At 63.8% G+C, this 19,946-nt stretch carries 16 protein-coding genes; 7 read left to right on the forward strand and 9 right to left on the reverse strand.

Going from position 1 to position 19,946, the window contains the following annotated elements; translation table 11 throughout:
• Nucleotides 1–18: 18 nt before the first annotated feature.
• From BUA26_RS17815 to BUA26_RS17840, 6 genes are all read right to left on the reverse strand, one after another.
• The gene (locus BUA26_RS17815) at nucleotides 19–3,126 is read right to left on the reverse strand and encodes a TonB-dependent receptor (protein ID WP_072762223.1); all 3,108 of its coding nucleotides are present in this window, start codon (nucleotides 3,124–3,126) and stop codon (nucleotides 19–21) included.
• A 266-nt stretch (nucleotides 3,127–3,392) separates the two neighbouring features.
• On the reverse strand, nucleotides 3,393–4,112 hold the full coding sequence (locus BUA26_RS17820) for a helix-turn-helix domain-containing protein (RefSeq protein WP_083573071.1): 720 nt from the start codon (nucleotides 4,110–4,112) through the stop codon (nucleotides 3,393–3,395).
• Nucleotides 4,113–4,714: 602 nt separating this feature from the next.
• The gene (locus tag BUA26_RS17825) at nucleotides 4,715–6,853 is read right to left on the reverse strand and encodes a prolyl oligopeptidase family serine peptidase (RefSeq protein ID WP_072762224.1); all 2,139 of its coding nucleotides are present in this window, start codon (nucleotides 6,851–6,853) and stop codon (nucleotides 4,715–4,717) included.
• A 172-nt stretch (nucleotides 6,854–7,025) separates the two neighbouring features.
• Nucleotides 7,026–9,092, reverse strand: a complete 2,067-nt coding sequence (locus BUA26_RS17830) for a sodium-translocating pyrophosphatase (RefSeq protein WP_072762225.1) — start codon at nucleotides 9,090–9,092, stop codon at nucleotides 7,026–7,028.
• Between the two features lie 174 nt (nucleotides 9,093–9,266).
• Nucleotides 9,267–9,668 (reverse strand): RcnB family protein, encoded by a 402-nt coding sequence (locus BUA26_RS17835; RefSeq protein ID WP_072762264.1) that lies wholly within the window; start codon nucleotides 9,666–9,668, stop codon nucleotides 9,267–9,269.
• 156 nt (nucleotides 9,669–9,824) lie between these two features.
• The gene (locus BUA26_RS17840; RefSeq protein ID WP_072762226.1) at nucleotides 9,825–11,102 is read right to left on the reverse strand and encodes a 6-phosphofructokinase; all 1,278 of its coding nucleotides are present in this window, start codon (nucleotides 11,100–11,102) and stop codon (nucleotides 9,825–9,827) included.
• Nucleotides 11,103–11,292: 190 nt separating this feature from the next.
• On the opposite strand from BUA26_RS17840, the gene BUA26_RS17845 reads away from it, so the two are divergent.
• From BUA26_RS17845 to BUA26_RS17870, 6 genes are all read left to right on the forward strand, one after another.
• Nucleotides 11,293–11,877, forward strand: coding sequence for an adenylate kinase (locus BUA26_RS17845; protein ID WP_072762227.1), 585 nt, complete (start codon nucleotides 11,293–11,295; stop codon nucleotides 11,875–11,877).
• Between the two features lie 37 nt (nucleotides 11,878–11,914).
• Nucleotides 11,915–13,273, forward strand: coding sequence for a UDP-N-acetylmuramate:L-alanyl-gamma-D-glutamyl-meso-diaminopimelate ligase (mpl, locus tag BUA26_RS17850; protein ID WP_072762228.1), 1,359 nt, complete (start codon nucleotides 11,915–11,917; stop codon nucleotides 13,271–13,273).
• 44 nt (nucleotides 13,274–13,317) lie between these two features.
• Nucleotides 13,318–13,920 (forward strand): LON peptidase substrate-binding domain-containing protein, encoded by a 603-nt coding sequence (locus BUA26_RS17855; RefSeq protein ID WP_072762229.1) that lies wholly within the window; start codon nucleotides 13,318–13,320, stop codon nucleotides 13,918–13,920.
• Between the two features lie 57 nt (nucleotides 13,921–13,977).
• Nucleotides 13,978–14,796: an SDR family oxidoreductase gene (locus BUA26_RS17860; RefSeq protein ID WP_072762265.1), complete on the forward strand. Its 819-nt coding sequence runs from the start codon at nucleotides 13,978–13,980 to the stop codon at nucleotides 14,794–14,796.
• A gap of 237 nt (nucleotides 14,797–15,033) precedes the next feature.
• Nucleotides 15,034–16,269: an acetylornithine transaminase gene (locus BUA26_RS17865; protein ID WP_072762230.1), complete on the forward strand. Its 1,236-nt coding sequence runs from the start codon at nucleotides 15,034–15,036 to the stop codon at nucleotides 16,267–16,269.
• 31 nt (nucleotides 16,270–16,300) lie between these two features.
• Nucleotides 16,301–16,720, forward strand: coding sequence for a VOC family protein (locus BUA26_RS17870; protein WP_072762231.1), 420 nt, complete (start codon nucleotides 16,301–16,303; stop codon nucleotides 16,718–16,720).
• A 1-nt stretch (nucleotide 16,721) separates the two neighbouring features.
• Here BUA26_RS17870 and hemL read toward each other — a convergent pair whose 3' ends face one another.
• Both hemL and thiE read right to left on the reverse strand, forming a co-directional pair.
• Nucleotides 16,722–18,002 (reverse strand): glutamate-1-semialdehyde 2,1-aminomutase, encoded by a 1,281-nt coding sequence (gene hemL / locus BUA26_RS17875; RefSeq protein ID WP_072762232.1) that lies wholly within the window; start codon nucleotides 18,000–18,002, stop codon nucleotides 16,722–16,724.
• A gap of 25 nt (nucleotides 18,003–18,027) precedes the next feature.
• Nucleotides 18,028–18,672: a thiamine phosphate synthase gene (thiE, locus tag BUA26_RS17880; protein WP_072762233.1), complete on the reverse strand. Its 645-nt coding sequence runs from the start codon at nucleotides 18,670–18,672 to the stop codon at nucleotides 18,028–18,030.
• A 112-nt stretch (nucleotides 18,673–18,784) separates the two neighbouring features.
• Here thiE and BUA26_RS17885 point away from each other — a divergent pair, with 112 nt between their 5' ends.
• Complete coding sequence (locus BUA26_RS17885) at nucleotides 18,785–18,985, forward strand: rubredoxin (RefSeq protein ID WP_072762234.1); 201 nt, start codon at nucleotides 18,785–18,787, stop codon at nucleotides 18,983–18,985.
• 219 nt (nucleotides 18,986–19,204) lie between these two features.
• On the opposite strand, the gene BUA26_RS17890 is transcribed toward BUA26_RS17885, so the two are convergent.
• Nucleotides 19,205–19,636: a DUF192 domain-containing protein gene (locus BUA26_RS17890; protein WP_072762266.1), complete on the reverse strand. Its 432-nt coding sequence runs from the start codon at nucleotides 19,634–19,636 to the stop codon at nucleotides 19,205–19,207.
• Nucleotides 19,637–19,946 lie beyond the last annotated feature (310 nt).

The following is a 19,946-nucleotide window of genomic DNA, read 5'->3' on the forward strand; positions in this document are numbered from 1 at the left end:
TTCAGCTGGTATTGCTTGTCAGTAGTCGTAGGTCACCGACAGGCGCACCATGCGCGGCGGCTGCCAGAAAATCCCCTGGCCGTAGCTGTTGTTGACGGAGATCAAGGCCGGGGCCGGGGTGACACCGTCTGGAGCCAGGTTGTTGTTGTAGGCAGCTTCGCCGACCGGTTGGGTCTGTATCGCTTTTTGCTGGTCCAGCGCGTTGATGATGTCCAGGTTGATGCCCAGCTTATGATCGGCGAACGCCGGGGTGTAGTGCACGCCGAGGTTGAGCTGCTCGGTCCACGGTGTGTGGCCGACGGAACCCGGTGGAAGGCGCATGCCGTGGCACCAGTGGTAGTTGCCGCCACCGCCGTTGTTGTAGCCGGTCGGGTCGCCGGTGCCGGTCGGACCGTAGTAGCCCAGGCACTCGTTCGGCGTGCCGGACTGCGCCAGCAGTGTGCCGGATACCAGCCATTCCGGCGTGATCTGGTAGGCGCCGCGGAAGCGGATCTGGTGCTTGCGGATGTTGGACAGTTCGCCGTCCTGGCCATCCATCAGCTGCCAGGAATCCCAGTCTTCGGTCTTGGAAACGTCGGACTGACCGAAGTCGGAACGCACCTGACCCTCGGTGTTGCCGAAGCCGCGGCTGAAGGTGTAGTCGACGCGACCCATCCACGTGCCGTCGAACGGATGCTCCATATACAGGTTCAGCGAACCGATCTTGCGCTTGACGCCGTTGATGTAGCCCCAGTCCTGCTGGCTCATCGACACGAGGACATTCTGGCCGGCCGTGCCAGCGTTCGGCTTCACCAACATGGTGTTGGTCAGGCCCGGGTTGATCAGGCGGCAGTACGACGCGCCGTAGAGCGAGTCCGAGTAGTTGCCCGCATTCAGGCCCATCTTGGTCATCTTGGCGGCGATCTGGCCCGGCGAGCACTCGTCGTCGATGGCAGTCTTCAGATCGCGCCAGGTCGCCTTGGCGCCGTAGGTCCACTGGTCGTTGAGCTTCTTGTCGAAACCGAGGATGAACTCATCCACGTACTCCGGCTTCAGGTTGCGCGCGGTGACTTGCAGTGGATCCTTGGGCAGCCCGAACTCGCCATCGGGTGAGGTGACACCACCAATCTGCGTCAGGCCGGTCGGGATACCATTCGGGTCAATGCCGGTATAGCTGTACTTGGTGATTTCAAATGTGGAGATGTTCGCCGCGCGCTCTGCTGCGTTGTCCGGCAGGGCGAGGTAGTAGCGACCCACATTGCCATAGACCTTGAACGACGAGTCACCCATGACGTCCCAGCTGGCGCCGATGCGCGGCTCCCACTGGTTCTTCTGGTCGACGAACGCCACGCCCAGATCGTTGAAGTTTTTGAAATGGTCGTTGCGGATGCCGAGGTCCAGCAGCACGTTGGGCGTGACCTGCCAGTCGTCCTGCAGATAGTAGGCCTTCTGGGTCGTCGACATGCTGGTGGCCCAGCCGATCTGGCGCTTGCGCACGATGTTGCCCGGATAGTAGCGCCAGTAATAGTTGATCGACGGGTTGAACGGATTGGTCTGATCCGGACCCTGGTGGCTGGCCTGGTAGGTCATGTTGTCGATACCGACAGCCAGGTCGTGCGTGCCCAGCTTGTAGTCGAAGTCGACGCGCAGGCCGTGGGTGCTGTTGGCCGCCTGGGGTGAGGTCCAGTTGATGTTGGTCTGGGAGTTGATGATGCCGTTTGACCCCGTTCCTGGCGGCAGGAAGGCCGGATTCTGGTTGTCCGGACGGTCAATGAACGGTAGCGGGCTGTGGTTGGCGTAGACGACAGGGTCCTGGAAGTTGGCCTTGCCGTACAGGATGCTCAGCGTGGCCGCATCGGTGATGTAGCTGGTGAAGTGGGCGAGGTAGAACCGGGCATTGTCCTTGGTCACGTCGTTATTGGTGACGAAGGCACCCGACTTCAGCGTGTCGGTGTTGAATGCATAGGTCGACCCCGCGCCGGTGGCGGAGTGGTTGTCCAGCGCCGTCAGTTCGAGGATGTTGCTGTCGGTGATGTTCCAGTCCAGCTTGGCGTAGAACTTGGTGTCTTTGTCCCGGTTGTACTGGACGAGCTGGTTGGCGGCAAATTCCACATTGTTGGAATGCGTTCTGGTGGTTTCACCCGCCAGGAACATGAACAATTTGTCCTTGATCAGCGGGCCGCCGACGTAGGCCGAGTAGATCGTCTCCCACTGCTTGTTGTCGTTGCGGTACTGGTTCAGCGTGCCCGGCTTGCTCGGGTTTTCCAGCTGGTAATGGGTCAGGCCGTCAAGGCTGTTGGGGTTGGCAATCGACCCGGGGATGGTCGGATGGCCGTAATAATTGTTGACCGGGGCTCCCTCGAGGAACCGCGGCTGCCAGGACACCTGGGCACCGAAGTGCCATTCGTTGGTGCCGCGCTTGCCGATCTGGTTGATCACGCCGCCGTCGGAGCGACCGTACTTGGCGTTGTAACCGCCGGTAAGCGTTTCCTGCTGATCGATCGCGCCGTAAGGCAGCTGGAAGCCGCCGATGTTCTTGTACGGCTCGCCGGTGTTGTAGCCGTTCACGTAATACGCATTCTCAGAGACGCTGGAGCCGCCGAAAGAAACCGCGTTGGGGAAAAAGCTGCTGCCCTTGACCGTACCCGGTGCCAGCAGCGCGATGGACTCCGCGCTACGGGTAATCGGCAGCTTCTGCAGGTCAGCGGCGGTGATGACAGTGCTGGAATTGACGCTGGAGACGTCGATGGTCGGCAAGGCATTGGCCTGCACGGTCACGGCACCGAGCGAGGTTGCTCCGGCTGCGGTGGTCGGTGCGGCGAACGAAATCGAAGCGCCGGCACCCGGCGACAGTGCGACGTTCTTGCGCGAGTCGATGACGGCGCCATCCTTCTTGAGCGAGACCGTGTAGACACCGACCGGCAGGCTGCTGATCTGGAAACGGCCCGAGCTGTCGACGGCGACTTCGCGGGTCTGGCCTGAGGAATTGGTGGCGGCGACGGTTTCGCCGGAGGCTGCTGGTGCCTGACCAAAGATGGAGCCGGTGGTGGACTGTGCCATGGCGACGCCGCCCAGGCTCATGCTCAGCGCCAAGGCGAGCGCCGTATGGCGCCATATGGGATAACGGTTTTTCTGATGACTGCTCATTTGAGATGAATCTCCCCATCGGTGTTGAAGGCCCGGAGGCCGAGTGGCATAACTCGATCAATGCGACGAAACAGCAGGCCGAATGCATGCTGGCAGTCGATTTATTTCACTGGCCAGGCAGATGGAGCAGCGCGCTTACGCTCCAGGTCACGGGCGGCCAGGTCGAATGCGCCTATCGAGGCGGCTGGATTCAAGGCGGTTGCGCGCCATGACGTACCGCGGGATCCGCTGAATTCCGATCGGCCTGGATGACGGCGTTCATGCGGTCAGATCAATGTCGCGCGCCCGTTGCGCAGTTGGGCGCCGAGCTTGTTATGGAAGGCTATAAGGCGGTCGACTTCCTGCAGTTCGCCAGCGTCGCAGAGCAGGCCATAGAGCTCAGCCACGACTTCCGCGCGCTGCTCGATATTCAACGAGCCACCGACCATGCATATGTACGATTGCAGTAATTTCAGTGTGGCGGCGAGGCGCTGCGCGTCGATGGCCGACACCGACGCTGTGGTCGGTACGGCTGTGGTTGCAGGAGATGGTGCCGACTCGGCGGACGCATCATGGTGTTCGTTGCTCTCTGGATGCATCGGACCTTCGCCGGTCACTAGCCATTGCAGCGAGATATTCAAGGCGCGAGCCAGCGCGACGCAGCGCGCCCGGGAGGGATCGCTATGGCCATCGCGCCAGCTGCGCACGGTTCCTTCGGAGCAGCCGCAACGCCGTGCCAGCATCGAGGCGCCCCCTTCGCGCGCTATCAACAACCGAATACGCATGGCCAGATCCCGCGCATCGTCGGCGCCAGTCAAGGCATCTGCGTATGGCTCACGCACCATTCGCATCACGACCGGCGGCCGCTCGGGCGATGGCTCGAAAAGAGCACGGTAGGCGGGCAGATTTTCGCTCCCGATGCCCGCACCCCCGATGCCTTGGGCATGGCTGTCACGTTCGAAGCGGGGTGGCTGGAGCGTCCCGAGGTTGGGCGCCATCGTGGACATTGACGGGTACTCCAAGAGCAGAAAAAAACAGCCTCGCCTGAGGCCCGTGAATGTGAGTAATGCGTTCAGGCGAGGCAGGGGGAATAGAGTGGTTTGTCAAGGTTTCGTTAGAGAAACCTTGAGCGAAAGGTAGGAGTCGGCATAACGCCGATCAATGACCAATTCATGCGAATCCGATAAAGCCAAATTCGGGGAGCGACCCGGTGATCACAGGTCCCACACCATGTGCGTGGAGGCTGTGGTTCATGCGGATGCGCAGTTGGCCAACATCGCATGCACCACCGATAGCCCCATGCCGGTCATGTGCTTGTTTGCGTGCTGCCATCCACGTGATGGCTGGCCGTCCAGACGGCCTTGAGGAGTTCGGTATCGTCAGCCTGGCGTTGCGCCAGGTGCTGGACGGGCGATGGTCGCGCAAGGTAATGCGGAGGCGATGCCCGTAACGGAGCGTCCGGGTAAAGCCGGAGCCGCTCGACACTCGCACGGCGAGCGAAACGATCGGGTCAGCAAACCTGCTTTTGTGGAAGATCAGTCAGGGCGCAAGTGAGCCGCCTGCACGGATGAGCGCGTGCAGACGGATCCGGCAACATGGCGGTGCTTTCTTACTTCAGCTGATCCCACAGGAAGTCATAAGCCAGCGCGTGCATCAGCGCAGCTTGCTTGTTGTCCGCACCGGCGCCGTGGCCGCCCTCGAGATTCTCGTAGAACCACACGTTCGCGATGCCCATCGCCTTCATCTTCGCGGCCATCTTGCGCGCCTGCACCGGGCCGACGCGATCGTCGCTGGTGGTGGTGTAGAACAGCACCGGCGGGTAGGGCGCGTCCTTCCTCACGTTCTGGTACGGCGAGAACGTCTTGATGAAGTTCCAGTCCGCGGTGTCCGGATTGCCGTACTCCGCCATCCACGATGCGCCGGCCGACAGATGGATGTAGCGCTTCATGTCGAGCAGCGGCACTTCGCAGGCGATCGCGCCGAACAGCTGCGGATACGTCGTCAGCATGTTGCCCATCAGCAGGCCACCGTTGCTGCCGCCTTCGGCCCCGAGATGTTTTGCGGTGGTCACGCCGCGCTTGACCAGATCCTCGGCCACCGCGGCGAAGTCCTCGTAAGCGCGCGGACGGTTTGCCTTTAGCGCGGCCTGGTGCCATTGCGGGCCGTACTCGCCGCCACCGCGAATGTTGGCGATCACATAGACGCCGCCGCGGTTCAGCCAGGCGCGGCCGATGCTGCCGCTGTAATGCGGCTGCAGCGAGACCTCGAAGCCGCCGTAGCCGTACAGCAACGTGCGGTTGGAACCGTCCAGCTTCATGTCTTTCGGAGCGATCTCGAAATACGGCACGCGGGTGCCGTCTTTCGATGTGACGAAGTGCTGGCTCACCGTGAATGTCGCGGCGTCGAAGAACGCCGGTTCCTGCTTGATCTTCTCGGCTGCCGCACTGCCCAGCACGCCGCGCTCGAGCGACGCCGGAGCGAGGAAGCCGGCGACGTCGAGCCAATATTCGTCGCTGTGGTCGGGGTCGGTGTCGATCACGTTGATCGTGCTCATCGCCGGCGCGCCGGGCATCGTTTCCCGCTTCCAGTCACCGGTGGGCGCCGCCGCCAATGGTGGGGTCAGCACTTCCAGCCGGCTCTTGACGTCATCCATCAGATTGAGGATCAGGTGGTGACGGGTCCACGTGTAGGCGTCAAGCGAGGTATGCGCATCCGGCTGGAACAGCACGGTGAAGTGGCGTTTGCCAGCCATGAAGCTGTCGAACCGCGTCACCAGCAGCGCGCCGGAAGGATACGTGGTGCCGCCGACCGTCCACGGCGAACGGATCCGCACCAGCAGCCATTCGCGATGGGCATCGGTGTCCGCGTCGGTCGGCACATCGAGCCGGGTCAGCTTGTCGCCGTTGCGCTGGTACAGCTCGCTGTGGAAGAAATCCTTGGCCACGGAGACGAAGTCACGTTCGTAACCTGGCGTAAGGTCGTGATACGCGCTGATCGCGAGATCGGTCGGTTCCCCTTCGTGCACGATGCTGGCGGCCGACAGCGGCGTGCCGCGCTTCCACTGTTTGACGATGCGCGGATAGCTCGATTCGGTCATCGAGCCGGGGCCGAAGTCGGTACCGACGTAGATGGTGTTCTCGTCGATCCAGCCGACCTGGCTTTTCGCTACCGGCAGCTCGAAGCCGCCCTTCACGAAGGCCTTGTGCGGAATGCTGAATTCGCGCACTACCGTCGCGTCGCCGCCGTCGGGCGACAGCGAGATCAGGCAGAGCTCGAACGCCGGCTTCAGGCACTGCGCGCCCTTGTATACCCAGCGCTTGCCCTCGGCCTTGTTCAGCGCATCGACGTCCAGCAGTACTTCCCACTTGGGCTCGGCCTTGCGGTATTCGGCCAGCGTGGTACGCCGCCAGATGCCGCGCGGATGCGCCTTGTCGCGCCAGAAGTTGTACAGCTCGTTGCCCATGCGGTTGACATAGGGAATGCGCGCATCGGAGTCGAGCACTTCGAGGATGCTGTCGCGGGTCTTGACGAACTCGGTGTTGTCGACGAATTGCTTCGTCGTGATCGCGTTCTCCTGCTTCACCCAGTCCATCGAACGGGTGCCGCGGATGTCCTCCAGCCACAGGAACGGGTCGTCGGTCGACGGCGCGTCTGCGGACGCCGTGGCAGGTGGATTGTTTTGGGCTTTGATATCGTTCATGCCCGCCAGTGTGACGCCGAGTGCCAACATCAGCCAGACCGATTTCATCGTGTGCCCCTCGTATGCGAATGGATTGGCAGGCGCGGCCCACCGTCGGTCGAGCGTAACTGCGCGATGATACGAGTGCGTGTGACTAAAGTCAGGGCGAGCCGATCTGCGTGGCGGTCAAACAAAAATCCCGCCTCGCCGGCGGGATTTTTGCTGAAGTAGAACGCGTGGCTTACAGCAACGGAATCAGCAGCAGCGCCACGATGTTGATGATCTTGATCAGCGGGTTCACCGCGGGACCGGCGGTGTCCTTGTACGGATCGCCGACGGTATCGCCGGTGACCGCGGCCTTGTGCGCCTCGGAGCCCTTGCCGCCGTGGTGGCCGTCCTCGATGTACTTCTTGGCGTTGTCCCATGCGCCGCCGCCGGTGGTCATCGAGATCGCCACGAACAAGCCAGTCACGATGGTGCCGATCAGCACGCCGCCGAGCGCCTGCGCGCCGGCGACGGATGAGCCTGCGAGCCACTTGAAGCCGAACGCGACCACGATCGGCACCAGCACCGGCAGCAGCGAGGGCACGATCATCTCCTTGATGGCGGACTTGGTCAGCATGTCCACCGCCTTGTCGTACTGCGGCTTGCCGGTGCCTTCCATGATGCCGGGAATGTCGCGGAACTGGCGGCGGACTTCCTCGACCACGGCACCGGCCGCGCGGCCGACCGCCTCCATCGCCATCGCGCCGAACAGGTACGGGATCAGGCCGCCGATCAGCAGGCCGATGATCACGTAATGGTTCGACAGGTCGAATGTGGTGGCGCTGCCGAAATGCGTTTCGAGGTTGTGCGTGTAGTCGGCGAACAGCACCAGCGCAGCCAGCGCGGCCGAACCGATCGCGTAGCCCTTGGTCACCGCCTTGGTGGTGTTGCCGACCGCGTCGAGCGGATCGGTAACGCCGCGCACTTCCGGCGGCAGGTCGGCCATCTCGGCGATGCCGCCGGCGTTGTCGGTGATCGGGCCGTAGGCATCGAGTGCCACGATCATGCCGGCCATCGACAGCATCGCCGTGGCGGCGATCGCGATGCCGTACAGGCCACCTAGCGCATACGCGCTCCAGATCGCGGCGCAGATCACGATCACCGGCAGCGCGGTGGATTTCATCGAGATGCCCAGGCCCGCGATGATGTTGGTGCCGTGGCCGGTGGTCGACGCCGCGGCGATGTGCTGCACCGGGCCGAACTGCGTGCCGGTATAGAACTCGGTGATCCACACGATCAGGCCGGTCAGCACCAGCCCGATCAGCGAGCAGTGGAACAGCGCATGGTTGGAAATCACCAGACCGTCGCCGGTAGTCAGGCCTTGCGGCAGCAAGTTGCCGGTCACGAACCAGAACGCGACGGCCGAGAGTACCGCCGACACGATCACGCCCTTGTACAGCGCGCCCATGATCGAACCGCCTTGCTTCACCTTCACGAAGAAGGTCGCGATGATCGAGGCAATGATGGATACGGCGCCGATGACCAGCGGGTACAGCACGGCATTGAGGTTGTTGGCGAAGGTGAGGCCTGCCAGCAGCATCGTGGCGATCACGGTCACCGCATAGGTCTCGAACAGATCGGCCGCCATGCCGGCGCAGTCACCCACGTTGTCACCCACGTTATCGGCGATCACCGCCGGATTGCGCGGGTCGTCCTCGGGAATGCCGGCCTCGACCTTGCCGACCAGATCGGCGCCTACATCCGCGCCCTTGGTGAAAATGCCGCCGCCGAGGCGCGCGAAGATCGAGATCAGTGAGCTGCCGAATGCCAGTCCCACCAGCGAATGCAGGGCAGGCTCGCCGCTGATGCCCATGTGGTTGAGCACCAGCCAGTAACCGGTAACTCCGAGCAGGGCCAGCCCGACCACCAGCATGCCGGTGATCGCACCGCCGCGGAAGGCCACGTCCATCGCCGCGCTCAGGCCGCGCCGCGCGGCTTCGGCGGTACGCACGTTGGCGCGCACGGACACGTTCATGCCGATGTAGCCGGCAGCGCCGGAAAGGACCGCACCGACCAGGAAGCCGATCGCCGTCGGCCAGTTCAGGAAAAAGCCGATCAGCAGCATCAGCACGAAGCCGACCATGCCGATGGTGGCGTACTGGCGGTTGAGGTAGGCGCGCGCACCTTCCTGGATGGCTGCCGCAATCTCTTGCATCCGTTCGTTGCCCGGCGATTGCGCCAGGATCCAGCGCGCGGAAAACGCGCCATATAGAATTGCCACTACCGCACACGCCAGAACGATCCAGCCATACTGCTGCAGCATCGGAACCTCCCCATGATTGTCAGTGGCCGTCCGGAACGGGCGGTCCCGGGGAGTATAGGCAGACGTTGGCGCGCAGGCTGTTGTGCGGCGCAACGCATCAACGCCTCATCGTCCTCCAAAAGAAAAAGGCCATGCACGAAGGCATGGCCCAGGCTCATCCACGCTGGCGCGGACTCAGCGCAACGCCACATCCAGAATGATGCCAGTGGCGATGGCGACCAGCAGATAGTCGTTGTCGGCGCGTACCCAGTGATAGCCGTACGGCGGCGGACGCAAGCGGTAATAGCCGTAGTTGCGCACGACATAGGTCGGGCCGTAGTAGCGATGGCCGCGTTCCCAGTGACGGCGGCCGTAATAGCGCGGGCCGTCGTCGCGATGGCCGTGGCGATAGCCGTAGCGGCGATGATCGTCACCGCGCCAGCGGCGGTCGTCATGGCCGCGGCCGCGACGATAATCGCCACGGTCATGGCGATCGTGACCGTGGCCATGACGGCCATGATCACCTTGATCGGCCAGCGCGAAGCTGCCGGTGGTAAGCAGAGCAACGGCAATGAGCAGGCGGCTGATGAGTTTCATCATGGTCTCCTTCGTGGTCGTCGCGGACGCAACGGCGCGGCCATCGACTTCGGATGGACGAATCGTAAGAACATGCGACTGAACAGGAGGCAGACGGGCGCCGCACCGTTTCAGGCGGCGCTCAGTCGCTGAGCGCCGGTTCACGAAGACGGAATTTCAGCGCTGGAAGCCCGCCAGCTTCTTCGCCACCGCGACGTTCTTCAGCTGCACATAGCGGGGCAGGCCGTCCTTGCCGTACGGCAACGGCGCCTCGCCGCGGATCAGCGGCGCGAGGTAGCGCCGTGCGGCCGCGGTGATGCCGAAGCCGTCGCGGGTGATGAAATTCTTCGGCATCTTCTTTTCGCGATTGGCGATCTTTGCCAGCGGCGCCGGCTCGACCTTCCAGCGATACGGCGCATCGCTGCCGCGCACGATGACCGGCATCACCGCGTTCATGCCGGCCAGCGCGTAGTCGACCGCGGCCTTGCCGACGGCGAAGGCCTGTTCGGCGTCGACTGCCGAGGCGGCGTGCCGCGCCGAGCGCTGCAGATAATCGGGCAGCGCCCAGTGATACTTGTAGCCGAGCTTCTCTTTCACCAGCGCCGCCAGCACGGGCGCCACGCCGCCGAGTTGTGCGTGGCCGAACGCATCGCGCGTACCCGCTTCGGCGAGAAACTGACCGGCCGCATTGCGCACGCCTTCGGAGGCGACCACCGTGCACCAGCCCACGCGCTCGACGGTGGCCTTCACCTTGGCCAGGAACGCCGCTTCGTCGAACGTGTTCTCCGGGAACAAGATGATATGCGGCGGCGCATCCGCACCTTCACCGGCGAGCCCGGCCGCGGCGGCGATCCAGCCGGCGTGGCGGCCCATCACTTCGAGGATGAACACCTTGGTCGAAGTCTCGGCCATCGAGGCCACGTCGAGGCTCGCTTCCAGCGTCGAGATGGCGGTGTATTTGGCTACCGAGCCGAAGCCGGGGCAGCAGTCGGTGACGGCGAGATCGTTGTCCACCGTCTTCGGCACGCCGATACAGCGGATGTCGTAACCCATCGCCTTGCCCAGCTGCGAAATCTTCAGCGCGGTATCGGCCGAGTCATTGCCGCCGTTGTAGAGAAACCAGCGGATGTCGTGCGCGCGGAACACGTCGATCAGCCGCGCGTACTCGGCGCGGTTGTCTTCCAGCGACTTCAGTTTGTAGCGGCACGACCCGAACGCGCCGCCGGGAGTGTGCCGCAGCGCGGTGATCGCTGCGGCCGATTCCTTCGAGGTGTCGATCAGCTCCTCGCGCAGCGCGCCGAGAATGCCGTTGCGCGCGGCGTACACTTTCACGCCTTTGCCGCGCGCGGCCTCGATCACGCCGGCAGCGGTGGCATTGATCACCGCGGTGACCCCGCCTGACTGGGCGTACAGCAGGTTGCCGGTGATGGCGGGCGAACGGCGGCTAGGGCTCATGGCGATCCTCAATCGGGCGGTGGCTAAAGTGGCCGCGATCAGCGGCAAATCTTTTCGCAACAGACACTTGGCGGCAGGTAACGAAGTGCGCCGTTTGACGGCACCGGGCACAGCCGCTAATTTGACAGCCAATTCTGGGAATCTGGCGGGCTCCGTAGTGTGCGGCAGCCCGTCAAACTTGTGGAGCATTATGCGACTCGTCCTACTTGGTGCGCCCGGCTCGGGCAAAGGCACGCAGGCTGCGCGTCTGAAGACGGAGTTCGGCGTGCCACATATCTCGACCGGTGACATGCTGCGCGCCGCGGTCGCCGCCGGTACGCCGATGGGACTGAAGGCCAAGGCGGTGATGGACGCCGGCCAGCTGGTTTCCGATGACATCCTGCTCGGCATGCTGGAAGACCGGCTGACTCAGGACGACGCGAAGGCAGGCTTCATCCTCGATGGTTACCCGCGCAACCTGGCCCAGGCCGACGCGCTCGACCACCTGCTGGCGAAGATCGGCCAGCCGCTGGACGCGGTGGTGAAGCTCAAGGTACCCAGCGAAGTGATCATCGGCCGCTGCGAGATCCGCTTCAAGGCCGAAGGCCGCGCCGACGACAACCCCGATACCGTGCGCAAGCGCCTGGCGATTTACGCCGAGCAGACCGCGCCGGTGGCCGAGTTCTATGCCAGGCGCGGCAAGCTGCAGATCGTCGATGGCGTCGGCGAGCTCGGCGAGGTCACCGCGCGGGTCAAGCAGGCGCTGCAGAACGGACCGGCGGCAGCGAACGGCTGACGCTCCCGTCGAGCGGTTTCAAGGAATCCGTCCCACCATGCGTCTGCATATCCTCGGCATCTGCGGCACCTTCATGGGCGGTGTTGCCGCGTTGGCGCGCGAGCTGGGCCACACGGTCGAAGGTTCCGACGCCAACGTCTATCCGCCGATGAGCACGCAGCTGGAAGCGCTGGGCATCGGGTTGATGAGCGGTTACGCGGCGGAACACCTGCAGCCCGCGCCGGACCTCGTCGTGGTCGGCAATGCCATGACCCGTGGCAATCCTGCCGTCGAATACATGCTCGATCAGCGCCTGCGCTACATCTCCGGTCCGCAGTGGCTGGGCGAGACGCTGCTGGCCGATCGCGACGTGCTGGCCGTCGCCGGCACTCATGGCAAGACCACCACCACCAGCTTGTTGGCGCATCTGCTGGAGAGTGCCGGTTTCGCGCCGGGCTTCCTGGTCGGCGGCGTGCCGGGCAATTTCGGCGTGTCGGCGCGGCTGGGGCAGGGTAAGCCCTTCGTGATCGAGGCAGACGAATACGACACCGCGTTCTTCGACAAGCGCAGCAAGTTCGTGCACTACCGCCCGCGTATCGCGATCCTCAACAATCTCGAATACGACCACGCGGACATATTCCCGGACGTGGCCGCCATCCAGCGCCAGTTCCATCATCTGGTGCGCACTGTGCCAGGCAATGGTCGGCTGATCGTCAACGCGCACGATGTGCGGCTGGCCGAAGTGCTGGCCATGGGCTGCTGGACGCCGGTGGAAACCTTCGGCATCGGCCGCGGCGACTGGCAGGCAACACTGGTAGAAACGGATGGGTCGGCGTTCACTGTGCACCGCGACGGCGAGCTGATCGGTGACGTGCGCTGGCCGCTGCTCGGCAACCACAGCGTAATGAACGCACTGGCCGCGCTGGCTGCTGCCGCGGCTGCGGGTGCCGACCCGCGCGCGCTGCTGCCCGCGTTTGCCACGTTCGAGAGCGTCAAGCGGCGGATGGAACTGGTGGGCGAAGTGAATGGCGTGCGCGTCTACGACGACTTCGCCCATCACCCCACCGCGATCGCCACCACGCTGGCCGGTCTGCGCGCAAAGATCGGGGGTGCGCGGATCCTGGTGGCGTTGGAGCCGCGCTCCAACTCGATGCGCCAGGGCGCGCATGCCGAAGCGCTGGCGCCATCGCTGGCCGATGCCGACGCGGTGGTGTTCCTGCATCGCCCGGAGCTGCCGTGGGATGCCAGTCACGTCACCGCGGCCTTGGACGGCCGAGGCAGCACGGCGCCGACGGTGGATGCGCTGATCGCGGCCTTGCACGCGCAGGCACAACCCGGCGATCAGGTGATCTTCATGTCCAACGGTGGCTTCGAAGCGGCGCCACGGCGCTTTGTCGAGCGTCTGCGGGGTGGTTGAGCCCGCGCGCTGACCGGTGCGGCGGCACTGGGTACACTTGCCGCATGGCTGCCCAATCGCCACTGATCGAGATGCCGTTGTTTCCGCTTGCCTCCGTGCTGTTTCCTGGTGGAAAGCTGCAACTGCGTATTTTCGAACCACGCTATCTGGATCTGGTGCGCGAGTGCTCGCGTCACGGCACCGGTTTCGGCGTGTGCCTGATTCTCGATGGGCAGGAGGTCGGCGCTCCGGCGATTCCGGCGGCGATCGGCACGGTCGCGCGGATCACCGATTTCCACACTGGCGAAGATGGCCTGCTCGGTATCGTGGCCGAGGGCGGTTCGCGCTTCCGCGTGGCGCGCAGCCGCGCGCGTTCCGATGGTCTGCTGCGTGGCGACGTAGAGGTCTGGCCGGCCGAGCCGGAAGAGGTGGTGCCGGTGGAGTTTGCCTTGCTGCAGAGCATTCTCGAACGGCTGATCGAGACAATGGCGCCGCAATGGCGGCATGCGCCGCGCAGCGCCTACGACGATGCCAGCTGGCTGGGTTTCCGGCTGGCCGAACTGCTGCCGCTGGATGTGAGCGAGCAGCAACATATGCTGGAACTGAACGATCCCGTGCAGCGGCTGACCGAACTGCGCGATATCCTGCCGCGTTTCCAGAAGCCGTGAATCCTTATCGCCACTCACACGTCGTAGACTGACGTTTTTGCGATGGAATCGATGCGCATGGGCAACCTCGCCGGCAAGACCTTGTTCATCACCGGCGCCTCGCGCGGCATCGGCCTGGCGATCGCGCTGCGTGCGGCCCGTGACGGCGCCAACATCGTGATTGCGGCCAAGAGCGGCGTGCCGAATCCGAAATTGCCCGGCACCATCCATACCGCAGCGGCGGCCGTTGAAGAAGCCGGCGGCAAGGCGCTGGCGCTGCAGGTGGATATTCGCGAAGAACCGCAGGTGCGCGCTGCCGCGGCGCAGGCGGCCGAGCGTTTCGGCGGCATCGACATCGTGGTCAACAACGCCAGCGCGATCTGGCTGGCGGGTACGGCGGATACACCGATGAAGCGCTACGACCTGATGCATCAGGTCAATACGCGCGGCACGTTCCTGGTAACCCAGAGTTGCCTGCCGTATCTGAAGCAGGCGGCGAATCCGCATGTGCTGATGCTGTCGCCGCCGCCGAACCTCGACCCGAAGTGGTTTGCGCCGCACACCGCCTACACCATCGCCAAATACGGCATGAGCCTGTGCGTGCTTGGCATGAGCGCGGAGTTCGCGCCGTTGGGCATTGCAGTGAATGCATTGTGGCCGCGTACGGTGATCGCCACTGCCGCGATCGGCATGATCGATGGCGTGAAGGCCGAGCATTGCCGCAAGCCGGAGATCGTCGCCGATGCCGCGCACGTCATCCTGAGCCGGCCGGCGCGCGACTATACCGGTCATTTCGCGATCGACGAGACCATCCTGCGCGAGGCGGGAATGGTCGACTTCGACAACTACGCCGTGCAGCCGGGTATGCCGTTGTTGCCGGATCTTTTTCTGGACTGAATTTTCCCGTCGACGGCGAAGCGCAGGGCAGCGGGCAGGAATGCGATGAATCCGGCCAAGAAGCCGGTTGCCCGCTTGCATCCATGCGTGAAAACGGGCACTTCGGCCGTGCAAATCACGCTTCCAGGTTTTACGATGCGTGGTGTGCGTCGCCCCGGCCATGTGTCGAGGGCGGCCCGAATCCCCACCTTGGATCACCTCGCTGGTGTCGCCTGTCGGCGAGGCCCGGAGCAAGACATGCACGAACCATCGCCGTCCAGCGCATCCTTGATGGAGCTGGGAAAGTGTTACTGGCTACCCGTCTATCGGCCGCGCGAGCTCGTGCTCGATCACGGCAAGGGCGCGCATGTATGGGATACGCAGGGCCGCGACTATGTGGATTTCGGCGCCGGCATCGCGGTTAACGCGCTAGGCCATCAGGATCCGGATCTGCTCGAGGCACTGACCGCGCAGGCACACAAGCTGTGGCATGCCAGCAATGTGTTCTATACCGAGCCGCCGCTGCGGTTGGCGGAGGAACTGGTACGCGCCACGAGCTTTGCCCAGCGCGTATTCCTGTGCAATTCCGGCGCCGAGGCCAACGAGGCGGCGATCAAGCTGGTGCGCAAGTGGGCGGCATCGAAAGGTCGTGCGCCGGAACAACGCACCATCATTACGTTCAAGGGTTCGTTCCACGGCCGCACCTTGGCGACGGTCACCGCCACTGCGCAGCCGAAGTACCAGGAAGGCTACGAGCCACTGCCGGCCGGCTTCCGCTACCTCGACTTCAACGATGCGGAGGCACTGGAGCTGGCCTTCGCTGCCGGCGACATTGCCGCGGTGATGCTGGAGCCGGTGCAGGGCGAAGGCGGCGTGCTGCCCGCCGCACCTGGTTTCCTGAGGCGCGTCCGCGAGCTGTGCGATCAATACGACGCGCTGCTGGTGCTGGACGAGATCCAGTGCGGCATGGGGCGCACCGGCACGCTGTTCGCGCACACACAGGATGAGGTGACGCCGGATATCGTGACCCTGGCCAAGGCGCTCGGTTGCGGCTTTCCGATCGGCGCGATGCTGGCTGGGCCGAAAGTGGCCGAAGTGATGCAATACGGCGCGCACGGCACCACATTCGGCGGCAATCCGATGGCGGCGGCGGTGGCACGGGTAGCCTTGCGCAAGCTGGGTTCGCCGGAGTTGCTGGCGAATGTGGATCGCCAATCGGCGGCACTGCGGGCGGGACTGATGCGGCTGGGTACGGAGTTCGGCCTGTTCACCGATGTGCGCGGCCGCGGCCTGATGATCGGTGCGGTGCTGGCCGATGCGTACAAGGGCCGTGCCGGCGAGGTGCTCGATATCGCGGCGGCTCATGGACTGCTGCTGCTGCAGGCCGGCCCCGACGTGTTGCGGCTGGTGCCGCCGCTGAACATCACCGATGAAGAGCTGACCGACGGGCTTGCGCGTCTGCACGCCGCATTGCAGGCGTTCACCACAAAATAAACCGGGAAATATTCCGATTGGAGCGACCACGATGAGATATCTGCACAGCATGGTCCGCGTGCATGACCTGGATGCTTCGCTGCGCTTCTATTGCGAAGGTCTTGGATTGCGTGAAGTGCGCCGGACAGAAGTCCCCGAAGGCAAGTACACGCTCGTGTTCCTGTCCGCACCGGACAGCCCAGAAGCCGAGATAGAGCTGACCTGGAACTGGGGTTCGCAAGAGGACTACGGTTCGGCGCGCAACTTCGGCCATCTGGCGTTTCGCGTGGAAGACATCTACGCGACCTGTGCCCGGCTGCAGGCGATGGGTTGCGTCATCCATCGCCCGCCACGTGACGGCCACATGGCGTTCGTGCGCTCGCCCGATCTGATCTCGATCGAGCTGTTGCAGGACGGGCATCTGCCACCGCGTGAGCCGTGGGCCACGATGCCCAATACCGGTCAGTGGTGAATCAGCCTTTCGCGTCGCGCAAGGCGCCGCGCGCGGCTTCCAGCGTGTCGGCAATGTCCTGCTCGCTGTGCGCGCTGGACATGAAGCCGGCCTCGAACGCGGATGGCGCCAGATACACGCCACGCTTCAGCATGCCGTGGAAGAAACGGTTGAACAGCGCGGTGTCCGCCGCGGTGGCCTGCGCATAGGTCTGCACTTTTTCGGCGCTGAAGAACAAGCCGAACATGCCGCCGACGCGATTGGTACTGAACGCCACACCCTCGCCGTCGGCCACTGACTGCAAGCCATCGGCCAGCAGGCGCGTGCGTGCAGCGAGCTGATCGTGAAAGCCGGGAGCCTGGATCAGTTCCAGCATGGCCAGACCCGCCGCCATCGCCACCGGGTTGCCGCTCAGTGTGCCGGCCTGATAGATCGGGCCGCTCGGTGCGATCTGCTCCATCAGGTCGCGGCGGCCGCCGTAAGCGCCCACCGGCATGCCGCCGCCGATGATCTTGCCGAACGTGGTCAGGTCCGGCGTCACGCCGTAATGCGCCTGCGCACCGCCGAGCGCGACGCGGAAGCCGGTCATCACCTCGTCGAAGATCAACAGCGCGCCGGACTGCGTGCACAATTCGCGCAGGCTCTGCAGATAACCGTCCACGGGCAGGATGCAATTCATGTTGCCGGCAACCGGCTCGATGATCAGCCCCGCGATGTCATGACCTTGCTCGGCGAACAAGGCCTTCGCCGCGTCGATATCGTTGTACGGCAGGGTCAGCGTGAGATCGGCATTCGCTTTCGGCACGCCCGGCGAGGTCGGCACGCCGAAAGTCAGTGCGCCCGAGCCGGCTTTCACCAGGAAACTGTCGCCGTGGCCGTGGTAGCAACCTTCGAACTTCACGATCTTGCTGCGTCCGGTGGCGCCGCGGGCGAGTCGGATCGCCGACATCGTCGCCTCGGTGCCGGAGTTGACCATGCGCACCATCTCGATCGACGGAATCAGCCGGATGATCGTCTCTGCCATAGTGACTTCGGCCGGGCAAGGCGTGCCGAACGACAACCCCTGCTTGACCGCACGCTCCACCGCCTCGCGCACCGCCGGGTGGTTGTGGCCGACGATCATCGGTCCCCATGAGCCGACGTAGTCGATGTAACGCGTACCTTCGACATCCCACAGATAGGCCCTGTCGGCGCGTGCCGTGAAGAACGGTTCGCCGCCGACCGATTTGAACGCGCGCACCGGCGAATTCACACCGCCGGGCATCAGTTGCTGGGCACGCTGGAAGAGTTCGTGGTTGGTCATCGTGCGGCTCTCAATGGGGGTGTTCTCAATGGGGATGTTCTTGATCGGAGGAGTACATGTCGGTAAAGCGTTGCGCGGCGGCGCGTACATCGGTGGCACGGAATACGGCGGAGATCGCGGCCAGATATTCCGCGCCGGCTTCGACCAGCGATGCGCCATTGTCCGGCGTGATGCCGCCGATCGCTACACGTGGTACACCGAGCGCGGCGCTTTGCCTCAGCAGATCGATTGAAACGCGAGGCGCCAGCGGCTTGGTGGGCGAGAGAAAAAACGTGCCGAACGAAATGTAGCTTGCCCCGGCACGGGCAGCCACCTGAGCGCATGGCAATGAACCGCGACACGACACACCGATGATCGCGTGCTCGCCGAGCTCGGCACGGACGGTGCCGATGTCATCTTCGATCCCGCTCAGATGCACACCATGCGCACCCACGGCCCGCGCCAGAGCGACATCCCCGTCGATGATCAAAGGCACGCCATGAGTGCGGCACAACTGCAGGAGTGCCGTCGCTTCGGCATGGCGGCGCGGCGCATCGCCACTTTCGTCGCGGTACTGCAGTAGCCGCGCGCCGCCGGCCAGGGCCTGCGCGACGGCCTCCAGCAAATCCGTGCGCGGTCCATCGGTAACGGCATACAGGCCGCGGCCTGGCCATGTGGCGAGCGTATTCAAATCATGACCTCACATGCATGGATCGGAGTGGCAGGTGATGCTGCAATGCTTTCGCATTGCCGGGCGAGTTGCGAGAATGTGCCACTCCACAGCGATCCGAAGAAGTCCGACCATGAGCCAGAGTTCCACCGAAACCCCCGCAGCCTTGCGCAAATGGATGTGCGTCGTGTGCGGCTATATCTATGACGAAGCCATTGGCGTGCCCGATGAAGGGATCGCCGCCGGAACGCGCTGGGAGGATGTGCCCGAAACCTGGACTTGTCCGGACTGCGGTACCACCAAAGACGATTTCGAGATGATCGAAATCGACTGAAGGCCGATTCCTGCCCGCAAATGGCCCGATCCCGTCACCGTAATGACCGGGCCGTCTGCTCTGATGTTCCTGTGCACGATCAAGTGCCACGCTATACAAGGAGCATCCCATGCAACAGTTCATTCCGTTCGAAGACGACTGGGACGCATTGGAAAACCTGCGTCCTGAGGATCTGATTCCTTATCGCGTCGGGCTGCTGGACAAATCCGGCCCGTTCGCTCAGCGCACCGTTCCGACGTCGCCGTCGATCTTCAGTTCATCGCCCACCCGCACGCCTACGCGATTCGCCGTGCCAGCGGACAGCTCCAGCACGTAACGCGCGGGCGCATTGCTGGGATAGATCGGGCAGGGATCGGCCTTGCATGGCGGCACATTCGACTGCGTCGATACCAGGCGACGATCCGTATCGAAATACAGGATGTCGAGCGGGATCAGCGTGTTCTTCATCCAGAACCCCTGCGGGGCCTGGTAAGGAAAGACGAACAGCATGCCGTGATCGGGCGCCAGCGTGGTGCGCATCATCAAGCCGTGTTCGCGACTGGCGTCGTCAGTGGCGAATTCCACAGAGAAGCGGTGTCCATGCAGTTCCACGGCAGGCGCCGCGGCGTTCACCGGCGCAGCACCGGTGCCGCCGGCCAGCAGGAAGAGCATCAGCACGAGCCATCGTTTCATCATGAGCACTCATCACGTGTGGATAGATGGTCGGGAAGTGTAGCGCCGCGGTTGTGCGTGTCTTCATGGCAAATAAATCCTCGCGCCCTCTTCACAGAAGATCGCCGCGGCGCTATGATTCTTGCCCCTTCGACGAAACGCCCTTTCGCGAAGGTCCTTCAGCAAACCACGATGAAAATTTTCTTCCTCGCAGGTGTTGACGGTCACGAAAAGCGATGTAGAATGGGCGGCTCACCTAGGACGAAACGTTCTGGACGCGATCGAGGAATCGGTGGCAAGTGGTTGATCT

It is taken from the genome of Rhodanobacter sp. OK091 (assembly GCF_900142825.1).
Classification (GTDB): Bacteria; Pseudomonadota; Gammaproteobacteria; order Xanthomonadales; family Rhodanobacteraceae; genus Rhodanobacter.

Bases quoted from the DNA above. Each gene is read 5' to 3' on its own strand.
- BUA26_RS17815 (WP_072762223.1), bottom strand. From the start codon at position 3,126: ATGAGCAGTCATCAGAAAAACCGTTATCCCATATGGCGCCATACGGCG.
- BUA26_RS17820 (WP_083573071.1), bottom strand. From the start codon at position 4,112: ATGTCCACGATGGCGCCCAACCTCGGGACGCTCCAGCCACCCCGCTTC.
- BUA26_RS17825 (WP_072762224.1), bottom strand. From the start codon at position 6,853: ATGAAATCGGTCTGGCTGATGTTGGCACTCGGCGTCACACTGGCGGGC.
- BUA26_RS17830 (WP_072762225.1), bottom strand. From the start codon at position 9,092: ATGCTGCAGCAGTATGGCTGGATCGTTCTGGCGTGTGCGGTAGTGGCA.
- BUA26_RS17835 (WP_072762264.1), bottom strand. From the start codon at position 9,668: ATGAAACTCATCAGCCGCCTGCTCATTGCCGTTGCTCTGCTTACCACC.
- BUA26_RS17840 (WP_072762226.1), bottom strand. From the start codon at position 11,102: ATGAGCCCTAGCCGCCGTTCGCCCGCCATCACCGGCAACCTGCTGTAC.
- BUA26_RS17845 (WP_072762227.1), top strand. From the start codon at position 11,293: ATGCGACTCGTCCTACTTGGTGCGCCCGGCTCGGGCAAAGGCACGCAG.
- mpl (WP_072762228.1), top strand. From the start codon at position 11,915: ATGCGTCTGCATATCCTCGGCATCTGCGGCACCTTCATGGGCGGTGTT.
- BUA26_RS17855 (WP_072762229.1), top strand. From the start codon at position 13,318: ATGGCTGCCCAATCGCCACTGATCGAGATGCCGTTGTTTCCGCTTGCC.
- BUA26_RS17860 (WP_072762265.1), top strand. From the start codon at position 13,978: ATGGGCAACCTCGCCGGCAAGACCTTGTTCATCACCGGCGCCTCGCGC.
- BUA26_RS17865 (WP_072762230.1), top strand. From the start codon at position 15,034: ATGCACGAACCATCGCCGTCCAGCGCATCCTTGATGGAGCTGGGAAAG.
- BUA26_RS17870 (WP_072762231.1), top strand. From the start codon at position 16,301: ATGAGATATCTGCACAGCATGGTCCGCGTGCATGACCTGGATGCTTCG.
- hemL (WP_072762232.1), bottom strand. From the start codon at position 18,002: ATGACCAACCACGAACTCTTCCAGCGTGCCCAGCAACTGATGCCCGGC.
- BUA26_RS17885 (WP_072762234.1), top strand. From the start codon at position 18,785: ATGAGCCAGAGTTCCACCGAAACCCCCGCAGCCTTGCGCAAATGGATG.
- BUA26_RS17890 (WP_072762266.1), bottom strand. From the start codon at position 19,636: ATGCTCTTCCTGCTGGCCGGCGGCACCGGTGCTGCGCCGGTGAACGCC.